Source organism: Parvibium lacunae, from assembly GCF_003335215.1.
Classification (GTDB): domain Bacteria; phylum Pseudomonadota; class Gammaproteobacteria; order Burkholderiales; family Burkholderiaceae_D; genus Parvibium; species Parvibium lacunae.
Genome location: NZ_QPGB01000002.1, coordinates 683643 through 700568, shown reverse-complemented (window position 1 = coordinate 700568; position 16926 = coordinate 683643). Strand labels below are relative to the sequence as shown.

At 55.1% G+C, this 16926-nt stretch carries 17 protein-coding genes; 11 read left to right on the top strand and 6 right to left on the bottom strand.

Going from position 1 to position 16926, the window contains the following annotated elements; genetic code table 11:
* Window positions 1-885, bottom strand: a complete 885-nt coding sequence (locus tag DU000_RS07460) for an LpxL/LpxP family acyltransferase (protein ID WP_114402712.1) — start codon at window positions 883-885, stop codon at window positions 1-3.
* Entirely contained in the window at window positions 869-1774 is a 906-nt protein-coding gene (locus tag DU000_RS07455) for a lysophospholipid acyltransferase family protein (protein WP_240001826.1), read from the bottom strand. The genes DU000_RS07460 and DU000_RS07455 overlap by 17 nt, the downstream gene beginning before the upstream one ends.
* Before the next feature lie 184 nt (window positions 1775-1958).
* Between DU000_RS07455 and metK the strand changes: the two genes are divergently transcribed.
* From metK to DU000_RS12845, 10 genes are all read left to right on the top strand, one after another.
* Window positions 1959-3122 carry a methionine adenosyltransferase gene (metK, locus tag DU000_RS07450; protein ID WP_114402710.1) on the top strand — a complete coding sequence of 388 codons (1164 nt, stop codon included), beginning with the start codon at window positions 1959-1961 and terminating at the stop codon, window positions 3120-3122.
* Window positions 3123-3424: 302 nt separating this feature from the next.
* On the top strand, window positions 3425-4348 hold the full coding sequence (locus tag DU000_RS07445) for an ABC transporter ATP-binding protein (protein ID WP_114402709.1): 924 nt from the start codon (window positions 3425-3427) through the stop codon (window positions 4346-4348).
* Complete coding sequence (locus DU000_RS07440; RefSeq protein WP_240001825.1) at window positions 4345-5118, top strand: ABC transporter permease; 774 nt, start codon at window positions 4345-4347, stop codon at window positions 5116-5118. The genes DU000_RS07445 and DU000_RS07440 overlap by 4 nt, the downstream gene beginning before the upstream one ends.
* 17 nt (window positions 5119-5135) lie before the next feature.
* Window positions 5136-5387 carry a BolA family protein gene (locus DU000_RS07435; protein ID WP_114402812.1) on the top strand — a complete coding sequence of 84 codons (252 nt, stop codon included), beginning with the start codon at window positions 5136-5138 and terminating at the stop codon, window positions 5385-5387.
* A 73-nt stretch (window positions 5388-5460) separates the two neighbouring features.
* Window positions 5461-6714, top strand: coding sequence for a UDP-N-acetylglucosamine 1-carboxyvinyltransferase (gene murA, locus DU000_RS07430; RefSeq protein WP_114402708.1), 1254 nt, complete (start codon window positions 5461-5463; stop codon window positions 6712-6714).
* A 36-nt stretch (window positions 6715-6750) separates the two neighbouring features.
* Window positions 6751-7389, top strand: a complete 639-nt coding sequence (gene hisG, locus DU000_RS07425) for an ATP phosphoribosyltransferase (protein ID WP_114402707.1) — start codon at window positions 6751-6753, stop codon at window positions 7387-7389.
* A gap of 31 nt (window positions 7390-7420) precedes the next feature.
* Window positions 7421-8719 (top strand): histidinol dehydrogenase, encoded by a 1299-nt coding sequence (hisD, locus tag DU000_RS07420; protein WP_192878445.1) that lies wholly within the window; start codon window positions 7421-7423, stop codon window positions 8717-8719.
* Window positions 8720-8765: 46 nt separating this feature from the next.
* Window positions 8766-9272 carry a DUF2867 domain-containing protein gene (locus tag DU000_RS07415; RefSeq protein ID WP_114402706.1) on the top strand — a complete coding sequence of 169 codons (507 nt, stop codon included), beginning with the start codon at window positions 8766-8768 and terminating at the stop codon, window positions 9270-9272.
* A 14-nt stretch (window positions 9273-9286) separates the two neighbouring features.
* On the top strand, window positions 9287-10033 hold the full coding sequence (locus DU000_RS07410; protein WP_205074031.1) for a tRNA pseudouridine(65) synthase TruC: 747 nt from the start codon (window positions 9287-9289) through the stop codon (window positions 10031-10033).
* A gap of 155 nt (window positions 10034-10188) precedes the next feature.
* Entirely contained in the window at window positions 10189-10671 is a 483-nt protein-coding gene (locus DU000_RS12845; protein ID WP_205074030.1) for an EF-hand domain-containing protein, read from the top strand.
* Window positions 10672-10733: 62 nt separating this feature from the next.
* Here the strand turns inward: DU000_RS12845 and efp are convergent, their stop codons facing one another.
* The 3 genes from efp to DU000_RS07390 all read right to left on the bottom strand — a co-directional run bounded on the left by efp (window position 10734) and on the right by DU000_RS07390 (window position 13049).
* Window positions 10734-11291: an elongation factor P gene (gene efp, locus DU000_RS07400; protein WP_114402705.1), complete on the bottom strand. Its 558-nt coding sequence runs from the start codon at window positions 11289-11291 to the stop codon at window positions 10734-10736.
* A gap of 122 nt (window positions 11292-11413) precedes the next feature.
* Entirely contained in the window at window positions 11414-12553 is a 1140-nt protein-coding gene (gene earP / locus DU000_RS07395) for an elongation factor P maturation arginine rhamnosyltransferase EarP (protein WP_114402704.1), read from the bottom strand.
* A 4-nt stretch (window positions 12554-12557) separates the two neighbouring features.
* Window positions 12558-13049, bottom strand: a complete 492-nt coding sequence (locus tag DU000_RS07390; RefSeq protein WP_114402703.1) for an Lrp/AsnC family transcriptional regulator — start codon at window positions 13047-13049, stop codon at window positions 12558-12560.
* A 134-nt stretch (window positions 13050-13183) separates the two neighbouring features.
* On the opposite strand from DU000_RS07390, the gene mdeB reads away from it, so the two are divergent.
* A complete protein-coding gene (gene mdeB / locus DU000_RS07385; protein ID WP_114402702.1) occupies window positions 13184-15886 on the top strand; it encodes an alpha-ketoglutarate dehydrogenase in 2703 nt (900 codons plus the stop codon).
* On the opposite strand, the gene DU000_RS07380 is transcribed toward mdeB, so the two are convergent.
* Complete coding sequence (locus tag DU000_RS07380) at window positions 15887-16825, bottom strand: alpha/beta hydrolase (RefSeq protein ID WP_205074029.1); 939 nt, start codon at window positions 16823-16825, stop codon at window positions 15887-15889. It lies immediately after the preceding gene.
* Between the last annotated feature and the right edge of the window lie 101 nt (window positions 16826-16926).

The following is a 16926-nucleotide window of genomic DNA, read 5'->3' as shown; positions in this document are numbered from 1 at the left end:
TCAGTAAACCTTAGCCACACCCGGCGGGCGGGTCTTAAACCGTTTGTGTACCCAAAAATATTGCTCTGGCATGCTGGGGACGAGGGATTCAATCCAGGCATTCAGTTGGCGGGCATCGGCAGCATCGTCCCCGGATGGGTAATTCGGCCACGGCGGCAAGATGGCAACTTCATAACCACGCCAAGTCATGCGAATGGTCACAGGCAATATGGCAGCCCCAGCCGCCTTGGCCATGCGTGAGGTGGCGGTGATGGTGGCAGCCGGAATACCAAAGAAGGGAACAAAAATCGCATCTTCTGGGCCGTAATCCATGTCGGGGAAATACAGAAAATGAAAGCCTTGCTTGAGTGCCCGCAGCGCGGGACGAATCCCGTCTTGTCGCGTTAGCCCGAGATTTTCGCCAAAGCGGTCGCGGCGGTCGCGCATCCATTGATCAAATACCCGATTCTTTTGGCGGATGTACATGCCAATGAGTTTGTGCTCCATCGAAATGCGCGTCCAGGCCGCATCCAGCCCTACAAAATGCGCACCTAAGAAGAAAAACGCTTGATCTCCTAAGGCGGCAGCATGTTCCAGCCCGCTTAAGCGCACCAAGCGCCGCACCCGCCAAGCGGGTTGGCACCACAGAATGCTGCGATCCAAAAAACTCTGTACAAAAGCAACGAGATGACGCTTGAGTAGGCGCTGGCGCTGCTGCTCGCTGAGGTCTGGAAAGCATAGCTGTAAATTCGTGGCAATCACATGCCGCCGTTCTCGCGCAAACGGATAGGCGAGTTGCGCGATCAACCAGCCGAGACCACGCAGCACGGGCAGCGGTAAGCAACCGAGCAGCACGAAGCAGCCAATCCCAAACCACGTCAGCAGGGCGTTAAGCTTTTGCTTCATGTGTGTCCTTAGCCTCATCGGTTGAATTTGCGCCGCTTGCGGGAGGCGCGCCTTTCGGTGTTTTGTAGCGGTTATACGTCCACAAATATTGGCTGGGGCAGCGGCGAATCAGCATTTCCATGGCCGCATTGATCTGGGCGGTTTGTTCTTCGAGTGACCCCTGTAGCGGAGCGGGCAGGGGTTCAATGTGCATGATGTAACCCCGTCCTTTGGGTAAGCGTTCGCCCCAAGTCAGCAAAATGGTTGCGTCCGTGAGTTCATGCAGCCGGGCGGGTAAGGTCATGGTGTAGGCAGGCCGACCAAAAAATGGCACCCACACGCCTTCGCCATTACCGGGGACTTGGTCGGGTAGTAGACCAATGGTCTCGCCATTCTTGAGTGCGCGCACCAATTTACGAACCCCACTCAAATCAGCGCTGGCCAGCTTGACGGCGGCCGTACCCCGCGCGTCTTCGGCCAGGGGGCGTAGCCACGCCTTACGTGGGGGACGGTACATCACAGTAATCGGAGCCTGTGTGCCCAGCCAACGGGCGGTAATTTCAAAACAACCGAGGTGGGGGGTGAGGTACAAAATGCCTTTACCCGCTTGCGCCGCCGCTTGCGCGTGTTCCCAGCCGCGCACCTCAACCGCACGCGTAAGGGGCGGGCGAAACCAGACTGCGGCTAGTTCCAGTGCGCCTTTGCCCAGTTCGCGTAATACTTGCTTCGGGGTGGTGTGCGCGAGCAGACCCGCTTGGCCTAGGTTGGCTTGAATACGTGCGGTGAGCGCGGCGCTGAACCAAGTGGCTAACTGGCCACCCAGCCCGCCCAGCATATGTAACGTACGCAGCGGCAGGCAGCCTAACAAGCGCCAAGCCCCTAGCAAGAAGTTTCCTAAAAATGTATCCAAACCGCGCCACTCACGTTAAATATATAAAACCGCTATAATGCGCTATCGCCGAGTTAAGCTCATCGCCAGATGACCGTGAACAACTTGCAGGGCGATTCCAAATACTGCTAAAGCGTTCGCCGCTCCACTAAGTACAAGTGAGTTGGCAGCGCCAACCAACCCTGTATATGTTTAGGAGTGTGCTATGTCAAACGATTTTCTCTTTACTTCCGAGTCCGTGTCGGAAGGCCATCCCGATAAAGTAGCCGACCAAATCTCCGATGCGGTGATTGACGCTATTTTCGCACAGGACAAATATGCCCGCGTCGCCGCTGAGACACTTTGTAATACCGGTTTGGTCGTGTTGGCCGGTGAAATTACCACCACCGCGAATGTGGATTACATCCAGGTGGCCCGTGACACCATCAAACGCATCGGCTACGACAATACCGATTACGGCATTGATTACAAAGGCTGTGCGGTTTTGGTCGCTTACGACAAACAGTCGCCCGATATCGCCCAAGGCGTGGATCATGCTTCGGATGACTACCTGAACACCGGCGCGGGTGACCAGGGCTTGATGTTTGGTTATGCCTGTGATGAAACGCCCGAATTGATGCCGGCCCCCATTTACTACGCTCACCGCCTGGTGGAGCGTCAGTCACTCTTGCGTAAAGATGGCCGCCTGCCTTGGCTGCGCCCCGATGCGAAGTCCCAAGTGACCTTCCGTTATGTCGATGGCAAACCCGTCAGCATTGATACCGTGGTGCTCTCGACCCAGCATGCGCCGGATATCACCCAAGAGCAAATCCGTGAGGCTGTGATTGAAGAAATCATCAAGCCTGCGCTGCCCAGCCACTTCCTGCAAGACACCAAATACTTGGTTAACCCCACTGGCCGTTTTGTGATTGGCGGCCCGCAAGGCGATTGCGGCTTAACAGGCCGTAAAATCATTGTGGATACCTACGGCGGTGCCTGCCCGCACGGCGGTGGCGCGTTCTCCGGCAAAGACCCCACCAAGGTGGATCGTTCCGCTGCCTACGCCGCCCGCTATGTGGCGAAAAACATCGTGGCTGCTGGTTTGGCAAAACAATGCCAGATTCAGGTGAGCTACGCGATTGGTGTCGCGAAACCCATCAACATCACCGTGTACACCGAAGGCACGGGTGTGGTGAGCGATGAAAAACTCGCCGCTCTGGTGAATGAGCATTTTGATCTACGCCCCAAAGGCATTATTCAAATGCTGGATCTTCTGCGCCCGATCTATAGCAAAACCGCCGCCTACGGCCACTTTGGCCGCGAAGAGCCGGAATTCAGCTGGGAACGAACCGATAAGGCAGCTGCACTGCGTGCTGCTGCAGGGTTGTAACACCCTGGGATAGTGCTTTGCGGTTTTTCGGCGTAGGCTAGCTTGCATCGCAAGTTAAGCGAGAGCAGCTGGAGCCAAAAGAGAGGTAAAGGCCGCAGCGCTACGCGCAGCAGCGGGATGATAAGACACTGGCGGCGGCTTTAGCGAGTAAGCTGGCTTCCGTTGTTTGATTTGATTGGCCGCATTTCTGCAAAAAGAGGATGAGACAGTCCCGCTATGTTGGCGGGACTGTTTCGTTGCATGACATCTATCTTGATCGATGCTCATTTATAATGAGCTCTTTAGTTTTATCTCTTTGCCTCATGCCTCCCGCCCTCCATATTCACCAACTCAGCAAAGCTTACAAAGGCTTGCAGGCCTTGGATTCGGTCTCGTTTTCCGTTGAGCAGGGCGAGTTTTTTGGCCTGCTTGGCCCGAATGGGGCGGGCAAGACGACGCTGATTAGTATTTTGGCGGGGTTGACCCGCGCAACGGGCGGCTCGGCGCAGATTCACGGCCATGATGTGGTGACGGACTACCAGCAAGCCCGGCGTATGCTGGGCGTGGTGCCGCAAGAGCTGGTGTTTGACCCTTTCTTTACCGTGCGCGAAACGCTGCGCTTGCAGTCGGGCTATTACGGCCTGCGCAAGAATGATGATTGGATTGACGAAATCCTTGCCCATCTCGACCTCACTCAAAAAGCCGATAGCAATATGCGCGCCTTGTCCGGCGGCATGAAGCGGCGGGTGCTGGTGGCGCAAGCTTTGGTGCATAAGCCGCCCGTGATTATTCTGGATGAGCCGACGGCGGGGGTGGATGTAGAGCTGCGGCAAACCCTGTGGAAATTCATTGCTCAGCTGAATCAGCAGGGCCACACGATTGTGCTGACCACGCATTACCTGGAAGAGGCGGAGCAACTCTGTACGCGCTTGGCCATGCTCAAGAGTGGCCGCGTGGTGGCGCTGGAAAAAACCGATGATTTGCTCAAGCGCTTTGCGGGACTGAGCTTGCGCCTCTCTTATCAAGGTACGCTACCCGCAAGCGTGTTGGAAAAGCAAATTGAACAAGCGGCAACTCGAATAAACAATCGCATTCGTCTGCGCATGACCAGTTATAACGAGCTTGAATCTATTTTGTGCGCATGTCGTGAGGCGGGGGTGCAATTAGATGACGTGCAAGTGGAGCGCGCTGATTTAGAAGATGTCTTTGTGCAGCTTATGCAAAACAACAGCAAGGTGGCGGCATGAGTGGCATCAGCAACATGAACGGCTTTCGTACCTTGCTGTACAAAGAAACGCTGCGGTTCTGGAAAGTGAGTTTCCAGACGATTGCCGCGCCCGTGCTCACCGCCGTGTTGTACTTGCTGATTTTCGGCCATGTGCTGGAAGACCATGTGCGGGTGTACGACAGTGTGAGCTACACCAGCTTTTTGGTGCCCGGCTTGGTGATGATGTCGGTTTTGCAAAATGCGTTTGCCAATACTTCATCCTCACTCATCCAGTCCAAAATCACGGGCAACATCGTGTTTATTTTGTTGCCCCCGCTCTCAGCATTAACCCTGTTTAGCGCCTATGTGTTGGCGGCGATGGTGCGCGGCGTATCGGTTGGGTTGGGTGTGTTTATTGTGACCGCGTGGGCCGCCAAACTCAGTTTTGTCGCGCCGGGGTGGATTCTGATTTTTGCAGTGCTCGGCAGCGCCTTGCTCGGCACGTTGGGCTTGATTGCGGGGATTTGGGCTGAAAAATTTGATCAGCTTGCCGCTTTCCAAAACTTTTTAATCATGCCCGCGACCTTTTTATCGGGCGTGTTTTATTCGGTGCATTCGTTGCCCGCATTTTGGTACACAGTGTCGCACTTCAATCCTTTCTTTTACATGATTGATGGCTTCCGTTATGGCTTCTTCGGCGTCTCCGATGTGTCCCCGTGGCACAGCCTGAGCGTGGTCTTGATAAGTTTTGCGGTGGTGGCGACAGTGGCGCTGAGCATGCTGCGGCGTGGCTATAAACTACGGCATTGATTGAATAAGAGATGATGATGGAAAACCCAACCCCAGAGAATGTGCGCGATTATATTGCCGCTGCTCTACCTTGTGCGCATTTGCAAGTAGAAGGCGATGGCCGCCACTTTTATGCGACGATCGTTTCAACGGCCTTCGAAGGCTTGCGCGCCGTGCAGCGCCACCAAAAAGTCTATGCCGGTTTGGGCGAACGCATGCGTGAAGAGATTCACGCTTTATCAATGAAAACATTAACCCCCAGTGAGTGGGAAAACCAGCAAACTCAATAATAAGAAACGTGGGCTGCAATTGCGCATCGGTTGCAGCAGGCTTTTATTGTATGGGTGATGATTCAAGAAAATTATGGACAAACTGATTATTCGTGGTGGACAGCGTTTGCAGGGTGAAGTCGCCGTCTCCGGCGCTAAAAATGCGGCGTTACCTATTCTTTGCGCCAGCTTACTGACCGCCGACACGCTCTACCTGAACAACGTGCCCGAGTTGCAAGATATCCGCACGATGAACAAGTTATTGCGGCAGATCGGAACGCATATAGAGCTGCATGGTGGAGGACGAATGAGCCTCGCCACGCCTGCAGACATTACCCCGGTCGCTCCCTATGAATTGGTCAAAACCATGCGTGCCGCTATTCTGGTTCTCGGGCCGTTGCTCGCCCGCTTTGGTGAGGCCAAAGTTTCCCTGCCTGGGGGGTGTGCCATTGGTCAGCGTCCGGTTGATCAGCATATCAAAGGCTTGCAGTTAATGGGGGCGGAGATTCACGTTGAACATGGCTATATCCATGCCCAAGCCAAACGCCTGCGGGGCGCACGCATTTTGACCGATATGATTACGGTCACCGGCACGGAAAATTTATTGATGGCAGCGGTGCTGGCAGAGGGTGAAACCGTGTTTGAAAATGCGGCCCGTGAGCCAGAGGTCAACGATCTAGCCAATTTGCTGGTCAGCATGGGCGCCAAGATCGACGGTATTGGCACCGACCGCTTAGTCGTGCAGGGAGTGAGCGCACTGCAGGGGGGCAGCCACAGCATCATGCCAGACCGTATCGAGGCGGGTAGCTTTTTGTGCGCGGTGTTGGCAACCGGTGGAGAGGTCACCTTGACACAGGCCGATCCTGCCAGCATGGAAGCAACCCTCGAAAAATTGCGTGAAATGGGCGCACAGATCACTACGGGCGATGATTGGATTCGTCTTGTCGCGGCCCAGCGGCCCACCGCGATTGGCGCGAGAACCGCGCCTTATCCCGCGTTTGCCACAGACATGCAAGCCCAGCTCATGGCGGTGAATACCATTGCGCAAGGAACCAGTGTGATTCATGAGACGATCTTTGAAAATCGTTTTATGCATGTGCAGGAATTACGTCGTCTTGGCGCTGACATCGAAATCGATGGCCACACAGCGGTCATTAAAGGGGTTCCCAATTTATCCGGTGCCACTGTTATGGCAACCGACCTGCGCGCTTCTGCCAGCTTGGTGATTGCGGGCTTGGTCGCGCAAGGCCAAACCACGATTGAGCGGATTTACCACTTGGATCGTGGTTACGATAAGATGGAAGCCAAACTCACGGCGTTGGGTGCTGACATCCAACGTGTTCAATAATATGCAACCCATTTATGCCCCAGTTGGCCAGCCATCATGTTGACCCTTGCCCTTTCTAAAGGCCGTATTTTTGAAGAAACCCAACCCCTGCTCGAAGCGGCGGGGGTGCATTGCGCTGAAAAACCAGAAAGTTCGCGCAAGCTGATTTTGCCCACCAGCGATCCCAATCTGCGTCTGCTGATTGTGCGCGCTAGCGATGTGCCGACCTATGTGCAATATGGCGCCGCCGACTTTGGTATTGCCGGTAAAGATGTGCTGCTCGAACACGGCGGCGAAGGCCTCTATCAGCCGATTGATTTGCAAATTGCCAAATGCCGCATGAGCGTGGCCACCGCCAAAGACTTTGATTACGCCAATGCCGTCAAGCAAGGCGCACGTTTACGTGTGGCGACCAAATATGTAAAAACCGCCCGTGAACACTTTGCCGCCAAAGGCGTGCACGTCGATATCATCAAGCTGTATGGCTCAATGGAACTGGCCCCCTTAGTGGGCTTGGCCGACGTGATTGTGGATTTGGTCTCCACCGGCGGCACGCTGCGCGCAAATAACTTGGTGGAAGTTGAAGAGATCATGACAATTTCTTCACGCTTGGTAGTGAACCAAGCCGCCCTCAAAATGAAGCACACCGCCTTACAGCCTTTGTTGGCCGCCTTTGAACAAGCTAGCCAAAAATAGTTGGCCAAACATTGCCTTTGTTGAGATACCCATGCTGATTCGTAAACTCAATTCCACCCAAGCCGATTTTGCCGAACAACTCAAAACCTTGTTGGCCTACGAAGCGGAAGACGATACACGGATTGAAAATGCCGTCACTGAGATTCTGGTCGACGTTAAAAAGCGGGGTGATGCGGCGGTACTGGAATACACCCAGCGCTTTGATCGGGTACCTGCACACAGCATGGCGCAGCTCGAACTACCCGCCAGCGAACTCAAAGCTGCGTTTGATGGCTTATCTACTGAGCAGCGCACCGCGCTCGAGGCCGCCGCCGCCCGTGTGCGCAGCTATCACGAAAAGCAAAAGCAAGATTCTTGGCAATACACCGAAGCCGATGGCACGGTGCTTGGTCAAAAAATCACGCCACTGGATCGCGTCGGCATTTATGTGCCTGGCGGTAAAGCGGCCTACCCCTCTTCGGTGCTCATGAATGCCATGCCTGCTAAGGTGGCGGGCGTGCAAGAAATTATCATGGTCGTGCCCACGCCCGATGGCGTAAAAAATCCGCTCGTCCTCGCAGCAGCCCACATTGCTGGCGTCACACGTGTCTTCACCATCGGTGGGGCGCAAGCCGTCGGCGCATTGGCGTATGGCACGGCTACTGTACCACCGGTTGATAAAATTGTTGGCCCCGGTAATGCCTATGTGGCCGCTGCCAAGCGCCGCGTGTTTGGCTTGGTCGGTATCGACATGATTGCCGGCCCTTCGGAAATTTTAATTATTTGCGATGCTCATACCAACCCCGATTGGATTGCGATGGACTTGTTCTCGCAAGCCGAGCACGACGAAATGGCGCAGGCCATTCTGCTCTGTCCGGATGTTGCATTTATTGAGGCGGTAGAAGCCAGCATTGCCAAACAGCTCCCAACTATGCCGCGTGCGGAGACCATTCGTACCTCACTCGCGGATCGGGGCGCGTTGATTCAAGTGCGCGATTTAGATGAAGCGTGCGAGATTGCGAACAACATCGCCGCTGAACACTTAGAAATTTCCACGCAAAACGCCACCGAACTCGCCGCCAAAATCCGCCACGCCGGCGCGATGTTCCTTGGCCCCTACAGCTCCGAATCATTGGGGGATTATTGCGCTGGTCCCAACCACGTACTGCCCACCATGCGTACTGCACGCTTCTCCTCACCGCTTGGTGTGTACGATTTCCAAAAGCGTTCCAGCATTATTCACGTTTCACCAGCGGGCGCACAAACGTTAGGTAAGGTTGCGGCGACATTGGCCTATGGCGAAGGTTTGCAAGCGCACGCACAGAGTGCTGAGTGGCGGTTGAAGAATTAGCCTGCTTCGCTGCTTTGTCTGCGGGATCAAGCAAAAAGGGGATGATATGAGCCAAGTCGTTGAAGTGCCGGTGCCGCCGAACTGCGCTGTGTTTCCTCGCTTACATAACGCAGATTTTTACGATGCTTGGCGTGTTTCAACACGTATACCGTCGGCTACTGCGCTAGAGGCTTTTCTAGCGGTGGTTAAAGCCACGCCACCATGGGTTGATTTTTTGATGGCATTGCGCAATCGTATCGTATCGAAGCTGGGGCTTAAAAATTTAGGTGTGCTGAGTAAAGATGGTTTGACACAGCGGCGAGATTACCAACCTGGCGAACGCTTAGGAATCTTTACCGTGGTGAGCAATCGTCCAGAAGAGTTGTTGCTCACCGACCAAGACAAGCATTTAGATGTGGTGATTTCTGTCTATCAATCCTCGGCTAACAGCAGCGAGTTCACGATCAGCACCGTGGTGCATACGCATAACTGGTTGGGTAAGTTATATATGCTGCCCGTCGCCCCCTTGCACAAATTGATCGTTAGGAACATGTTGTCAAAGGTGGCTGTTTGACTGATGCGCAGCGATTGAGCCAATCTGCATTATTGCCAATTATTTATCAAGATAGCGCACTCATCGCCATCAACAAACCCGCCGGCCTACTCGTTCACCGCTCGATGGTGGATAAGCACGAAACCCAATTCGCGGTACAAATGCTGCGCGACCAGATTTGTCAGCATGTTTACCCTGTGCATCGCTTGGATCGTGGTACTTCCGGCGTTTTATTGTTTGCCCTGAATCGCGAAGTAGCAAGCTTGCTGGGCAAGCAGTTTGAAGCGCAAACGGTTGAGAAAACGTATTTAGCGATAGTGCGCGGCCATCCCCCCGAACGCGGTACGATTGATTACCCGCTGAGTCGCCAGCCAGATGCAGCTGAATACTTACCGAGTGGTATGCAGCGAGAGCTGGCACCACAGCCTGCCGTGACCCACTACCAACGCTTGGCGACGGTGACGTTGCCGGTGATGGTAGAACGCTACCCGACTTCGCGCTATGCCCTGATGCGCTTGCATCCCGAAACGGGTCGGCGGCACCAACTGCGTCGCCACATGAAGCACATTGCGCATCCGATTATTGGCGATGCCACGCATGGCAAGGGGATTCATAATCGTTACTTCAAGCAAACCTATGATTGCGGGCGCTTGCTGTTAGCTTGCGTGAAGATAGCTTTCATTCATCCTCTCACCGCGCAGCCTTGTCAGGTAAGAGCGCCCTTGAGCAATGACTTTGCCAGCCTCTTGCCGAAACTGGGTTGGCAAGCCATTGACTATTGAGTGGTCTTGGCCCCAAGTTGTTACAACTGCAACAAGCGTAACGACTGGTAACCCCCGGTATGTGACGCTGTCGCCCTGTGCTGTAATGAGGCTCACAAGTTTGATCTTGTGAATAAGCCGATTCAATTCATTTACCGCATTTTTGGGAGATAACGATGACACCGCTTACTATACCCGCTACCATGCAGCCCTCTTCTGGTCGTATTGCCCTGGTCTTCGCTGCTTTGTTGAGTAGCGCCATGATGGGCTTGGCACACGCTGCAGACACCCCGCCTGAGGCCGCCACCAACCCAGCGCCAGCCGCTTCCCGTGCAGAACGCCCAGCCCACCATGCCAACCATGAGCGGCATGACCGGCATGACCGGCATGAGCGCATGGAAAAAATGCGGGCGCGGCTCAAAGAGGCGGATAAAGATGGCGACGGCGCGATCTCGCTCAGCGAAGCTACGGCTTTACCGCACTTGCAACAACATTTCGCAGCGCTTGATACCAATCAGGATGGCAAAGTGACGCGTGAAGAGATGCGCGCACATCATGAAAAAATGCGCCAAGCCCGCCGCTCTGGCGGCCCACGTCATGAGGGTGCAGGGCCTCAAGGCCAAGCCCGGCCCATGCCTCCCGCCCCAGCCGCTGGTTAAATCAGCCGAGTTCGGACGAAAAAAAGCCATCCCGCAGGATGGCTTTTTTATCCGTGATTCGTTTATACGCGGCGTTTGTATTCGTTGGTGCGAGTGTCGATTTCGATTTTGTCGCCAATTTCAACAAAAGCGGCAACTTGAATTTCATGTCCGCTGGGTTTGATGCGGGCTGGTTTCATTACCTTGCCAGAGGTGTCGCCACGCACAGCTGGCTCGGTGTATTCCACTTCACGGACCACGGTGGTGGGGAGTTCAACCGAAATCGCTTTTTCTTGGAAAAACACCACTTCGCAGGGCATGCCATCTTCGAGGTATGGGAGGGCGTCTTGCATGAATTCGGCTTCCACTTCGTATTGGTTGTAGTCCGCATCCATGAAAACATAGAGTGGGTCAGCAAAGTAAGAGTAGGTCACTTCTTTGCGGTCCAGTACCATCACTTCAAACTTGTCGTCGGCTTTGTACACGGTTTCAGAGACCGCGCCGGTTAACAGGTTTTTCATTTTCATTTTGACCACGGCGGCATTACGGCCAGATTTGTTGTATTCAGATTTGATGACGACCATGGCGTCGTTGCCAACCATAAAGACGTTACCAGAGCGGAGTTCTTGTGCGATTTTCATAATTCACCAGACTAGGATTCAAAAAAGTGCCCGCTACAGTGATGACAGGGTGTATGGGGGCGATCAGCGGGGAGACAGACAGCTTGCGTTTGTCTCGAATTTATTCAGCCCGGCATTTTAGCCTATTGGCCCCACTTTTTATAGGCTTGGCTGACTAAAACCGTGGCGAGATCGGGTTGTTGACTGAGTTCGGCTCGCCAGGATAGGGCATGTGACTGGATTTCAGGCAGATGCTGCCGCCAGTTAGCCCACAGAGGCGCAAAATCAACCGCGCGATTCGTATCGCACCAGGCCTGGTTTAAGGCTGTTTGTGCCGCTAGGGCGCTGGCCGTTAGGCCTTGGCTATAGTGGCTATAAAACGCCGCCAACTTCGGTAAATGGGCCTGCTCGGCTTGCGGGTAAATATGCCAAATCATGGGCTTTGCCGCCCATTGCGCTCGCACCAAGCTGTCTTCCCCACGCACAAAGAGCAGGTCACTGGCCCACAGCAGCCGGTCAAACTCGGCCTGCGGTAAAAAAGGCAAGGGATGAACCCGGAGCAGCGTTTGGTTTGGGTGGGCTGCCAGCCAGGCTTCGACTTGTGGCGTAGCGGGGGTCGGGGGGAGCAAAATCTCCAGGGCTTGGCCGTGGCTGAGCCACGCATCCAGCAAGGCCGGAATATGCGGGCTCGCGTAGGTAAAGAAGAACAGCCGCGGCGCCTGCGCACGCAGTGTTAGCCCTTGCGTTGTCCAAAATTGGTCAGCGGCAGCGGGCGATAGATTGAACGCGGAGGCTGCTGCCAATAACCCTTTTTCGCGCAGTAAACCACCTGTTCTCGGACTAAAACCTGGGAAAACAAACACCTTTTCCAAGCCTAATTGGGGGTGGCGCGAGACCAGGCCATGACAATCTTCGACCCAGGTTTCAGCACTCAGGTATTCAAGATTCACCCATGCTGGTGGTGGGGTTTGCTGGGCCATGCGCTGCAGGTAAGTCACTGGGGGATCGCAGGCAAAGGCCTCCACCACCATCTGCGCCGGGGTGGCAGATGGTGCCTGCTCCCATTGCCAGATCACTAGCCCAGCGATACGCTGTTGAGCCAGTGTCGGATCGACCGTTGGCACGAGTTTGGCCAGGCTCTGTAGATCATCGACCAGCAGCCTGACGGCCCACTGATACTCGTCGACCAATTGCCGGGCCAAGCGCCAACAGACGCCAATATCGCCATAGTTATCAATGACGCGGCAAAAAATATCGCAAGAAAATGGAGCGGCGGCATGCATGAAATTAACTGGCTGGGCTGGCGATGCTGTTAATCGGTAAGGCGGTTTTATATTTCACCTGCTTTAGCGCAAAACTAGAACGGATGTTTTTAATACCGGGTACGACCGCCAGCTGGTCGAGAATAAAGCGCTCCAAGCGGGCTAAATCTGGCACCAGTACGCGCAGCAAATAATCAGCATCGCCCGACATCAAATAACATTCCATGACTTCCGAACGCGCCTGAATCGCCGCTTCAAAACGTTCCAATACCACGCGTTCCTGTTTTTCCAAGCTCACCGAAATAAACACATTCAAATGCAGGCCAAGCGCGTGCGGATTGGCCAGCGCCACCACTTGCTGAATGACGCCGCTTTTGTGCAGCGCTTTCACCCGCGCCAAACACGGCGAGGGCGACAAATGCACGCGCTTAGCCAGGGCCACATTCGAGAGCGTGGCATCTTCCTGCAAGGCTTGCAGAATGCGTAAATCAACGGTGTCGAGCTTTACATCCAGCATAATTAGCTAATAAATTTATTTAAACAACATTTTATGCTGAATAAGCTGGTTTTTGTAAATTATTAAGCACCTTATTGGGCGGCGCTTCTACTATCCTTTGAGCATGATTTGCAAATGCAGAAAGAAGGTGCGCCATGCTCCCGAATGATGGTGATCCCCAAGAAACCGCCGAATGGTTGGCGGGTTTAGAAGGCGTGCTAGAACACGCCGGCCCGGAGCGGGTGCGCTATTTGTTAGATACCCTGCACCAACACTTTCAGCGCCAAGGTGGGCACTGGCACCCGAATTTGGTCACGCCCTATTGCAATACGATTGCCGCCAACGAACAAGCGCCTTACCCCGGCGACTTGGATCTTGAGCAACGGCTTGCCGCCATCATGCGCTGGAATGCGATGGTGATGGTGGTACGGGCGAATCGCCTGCAAGCGGAACTGGGCGGCCACATTGCCAGCTATGCCTCGGCGGCGGATTTATTTGAGGTGGGGTTTAATCATTTCTTCCAAGCCCGCCAAGAGCATGACCAAAATACCGACCCAAATGCGCAACTCGGCGATCTCGTTTTCTTTCAGCCCCACTCTGCGCCTGGCGTGTATGCGCGGGCCTTTCTCGAAGGGCGCTTGCCCGCGAGTGCCTTAGAGCATTATCGGCGCGAGGTGGTGGCGCAGCAGCAGGGTTTGCGCGGCCTCAGTTCCTATCCGCACCCGTGGTTGCAGCCCGATTTTTGGCAGTTTCCCACTGGTTCAATGGGGATTGGCCCGCTTTCCGCGATTTATCAAGCACGCTTCATGCGCTATTTGGAACATCGGCAACTGTATCAACATGCGGGGCAACATGTATCTCGCAAAGTCTGGGGATTTTTTGGCGATGGCGAGATGGACGAACCCGAATCTCTCGCTGCTCTGTCCTTAGCGGCACGCGAACAGTTAGACAACTTGATCTTCGTCATTAACTGCAACTTGCAGCGTTTGGATGGCCCCGTACGCGGCAATGGCCGCGTGATTGATGAGCTTGAAGCCTTGTTCACGGGTGCGGGGTGGCATGTGATTAAAGTGCTATGGGGCTCGGACTGGGATGGCTTGTTTGCCCGCGATAAAGAGCAAGCTTTGCTTAAAGCCTTTGCGCAGACCGTGGATGGGCAGTTCCAAACCTTTTCGGCGAATGACGGGCGCTTTAATCGCGAGCGTTTCTTCGGGCAAAACCCCGCCTTACAGCAATTGGTGGCGGGCATGAGCGATGCCGAGATCGACCGCTTGCGGCGCGGCGGCCATGATTTTGTGAAAATCCACGCCGCCTATTCTGCCGCCCGCGCCCATCGCGGCCAACCCACGGTCGTGTTGGCTAAAACCATGAAGGGTTATGGCATGGGCGAAGTAGCGCAAGGCCGCATGACCACCCACCAACAAAAGAAACTCGATTTAGATGATTTATTCGCCTTCCGTAACCGCTTTGCCCTGCCCTTGAGCGATGCGCAAGTGGAGGCACTGGATTTCTACCAGCCGCCCGCCGAGAGTGCCGAGATGCAATATCTGCACGCCCGTCGGCAAGCCTTGGGCGGCTATTTGCCAGCGCGCAGCAGCACCTGCCCGACGCTGGCGGTGCCTGCCGTTGACACCTTGGCAAACTTTGCGTTGCAGGCCAATGGCAAGGAAATGTCCACCACCATGGCCTTTGTTCGCTTGCTGGGTAATTTGCTCAAAGACCCGACGCTCGGGCCGCGTGTGGTGCCGATTGTGGCGGATGAAGCGCGCACCTTTGGCATGGCGAATTTGTTCCGCCAAATCGGAATTTATTCACCCCACGGCCAACGCTACGAGCCAGAAGACGCGGGCAGCTTAACCAGCTACCGCGAAGCGCAAAATGGCCAAATTCTGGAAGAAGGTATTTCCGAAGCGGGCGCGCTGGCTTCCTGGACAGCGGCGGCTACCGCGTACTCCGTCCACGGCCAACCGCTGTTGCCCTTCTATATTTTTTACTCCATGTTCGGCTTCCAGCGCGTGGGAGATTTGATTTGGGCCGCTGCCGATCAACGGCCACGGGGCTTCTTGTTGGGGGCCACTGCTGGGCGCACGACATTGGGCGGTGAAGGGCTACAGCATCAGGATGGGCACAGCCATTTAATCGCCGCCACTGTACCGAATTGCCGCGCTTACGACCCTGCCTACGCGGGTGAATTGGCGGTGATTATTCAGCATGGTTTACAGCGCATGCTGGTAGCGCAGGAAGATGCGTTTTACTACCTCACCGTCGGCAATGCCAACTACGCGCAAGCCTCGCTCGATGCCGCGCATCACGAGGGCGTGATTCGTGGGGCGTATTGTTTGGCTAGCGACGCTGAAGCCGATGTGATTCTTTTTGGCTCTGGCGCGCTCATGCCGGAAGTGCTGGCCGCGCAAGCGTTGCTGGCTGAGCAGGGGATTCGCGCGGCCATCTGGAGCATTACCAGCTATACCGAACTGGCCCGCGACGGTGCGGCGTGCGAGCGTGCGCAGCGCTTGGGCTTAGATGAAACCGTCCCCTACATTCAGCAAGCCCTGGTAGCACAGGGCTATGCGGGACAGCCGATTATTGCGGTCACGGATTATCAACGTGCCTTACCGGAAATGCTGCGTGCTTATTTGCCCACCGGGGCGAGCTACACCACGCTCGGCACCGATGGCTTTGGCCGCAGCGATGGCCGGGCTGCCTTACGCGATTATTTTGAAGTGAGTGCGGGCTGGATAGCTGATGCGGCTATTTACCAACTGAGTTTGCTTAACCCGGTGTACCGCGCAGCTCGGGCGAACTTCCGTGCCGCAGTTGGGTTGATGTCCCGCGCTGTTATACCCTGGCAGCAATAATTAAGCTTGGGTTAGCCAGGTGACGATCCGCTCGACCGTGGGCCGATCTTGCAAAATGCGTGTGTGACCCAAGCCGTCGGTCACCATCGTCTTACAGCCTGGCCAAACCCGCTGATAACGATACATGTCGCTGATCGCAACATGCCGATCTTGTTTATCGTGGACTAACAAGCCCTTGACTCGACCAGGAATCGCCCCTTGTTCAGGGTTAACGGCGCTCACATCTCGGCCCAATCGCCGTGTCCAACCCTGAGCGATGCGCTGACCGAAGCCCCGTGGCAACCATAAAAACTGGCTGAATTTATGGAGTTCGGCGAGTAAGTCAGCGGGGGCGGCGATCATCACGGCGCGCGGAACCTGTAATCCTTGTGAGAGGGCATAACCTAGTGTGGCACCGCCCAATGAATGGCCAATAATCGTATCGAGGCGTGGCAACTGGGCCGCCATTTCTACCAAGGCTTGATGCCAAGAAAAGAAGTGGGCCCGTCGTCCACTACTGCGGCCATGGGCTGGCATATCAACGGCGACCACTGCGTATCCCGCTGCCCGCAGGGGCGTGACAAATTCACGGAGTTGCAGCGCATAGCCACTCCAGCCGTGTACCAATAAGACCGTGGGCTGCTGTTGGGGGTCGCCCCAAATATAGCCGTGCACGGTTTTGCCATGATGCGGGTGGGGTTGATGAGGCTGTATCTGCCAAGTGATTTCACGGTCCCAAGCCAATGCGGCAGGGATGGGCTGATAGGCATGACGACGGAGCGCGGGCATCGGCGTGGCAAATAATTGCATCGCCCATTGCACGCCCATCTCGGGCCACAGGCGACTGGTTGTCGCCAGACTCAGACGGAGTGAATGAAACGCCAACGCACGTGGGCCCAGCAGCTTGAGCAGCTTATGCCAAGCGGGTTTGCGAAGTACGGCGGAAGTGTCTGTAGCCATCATGTTTCTGAAGTAGCGGTCAGAGAGAAATTGCCTTTATTACCAGCAAGCGTCAAGTGCTGAATGGCCTACGACAATAAGCAGACTGTGGTTTTTGCGTT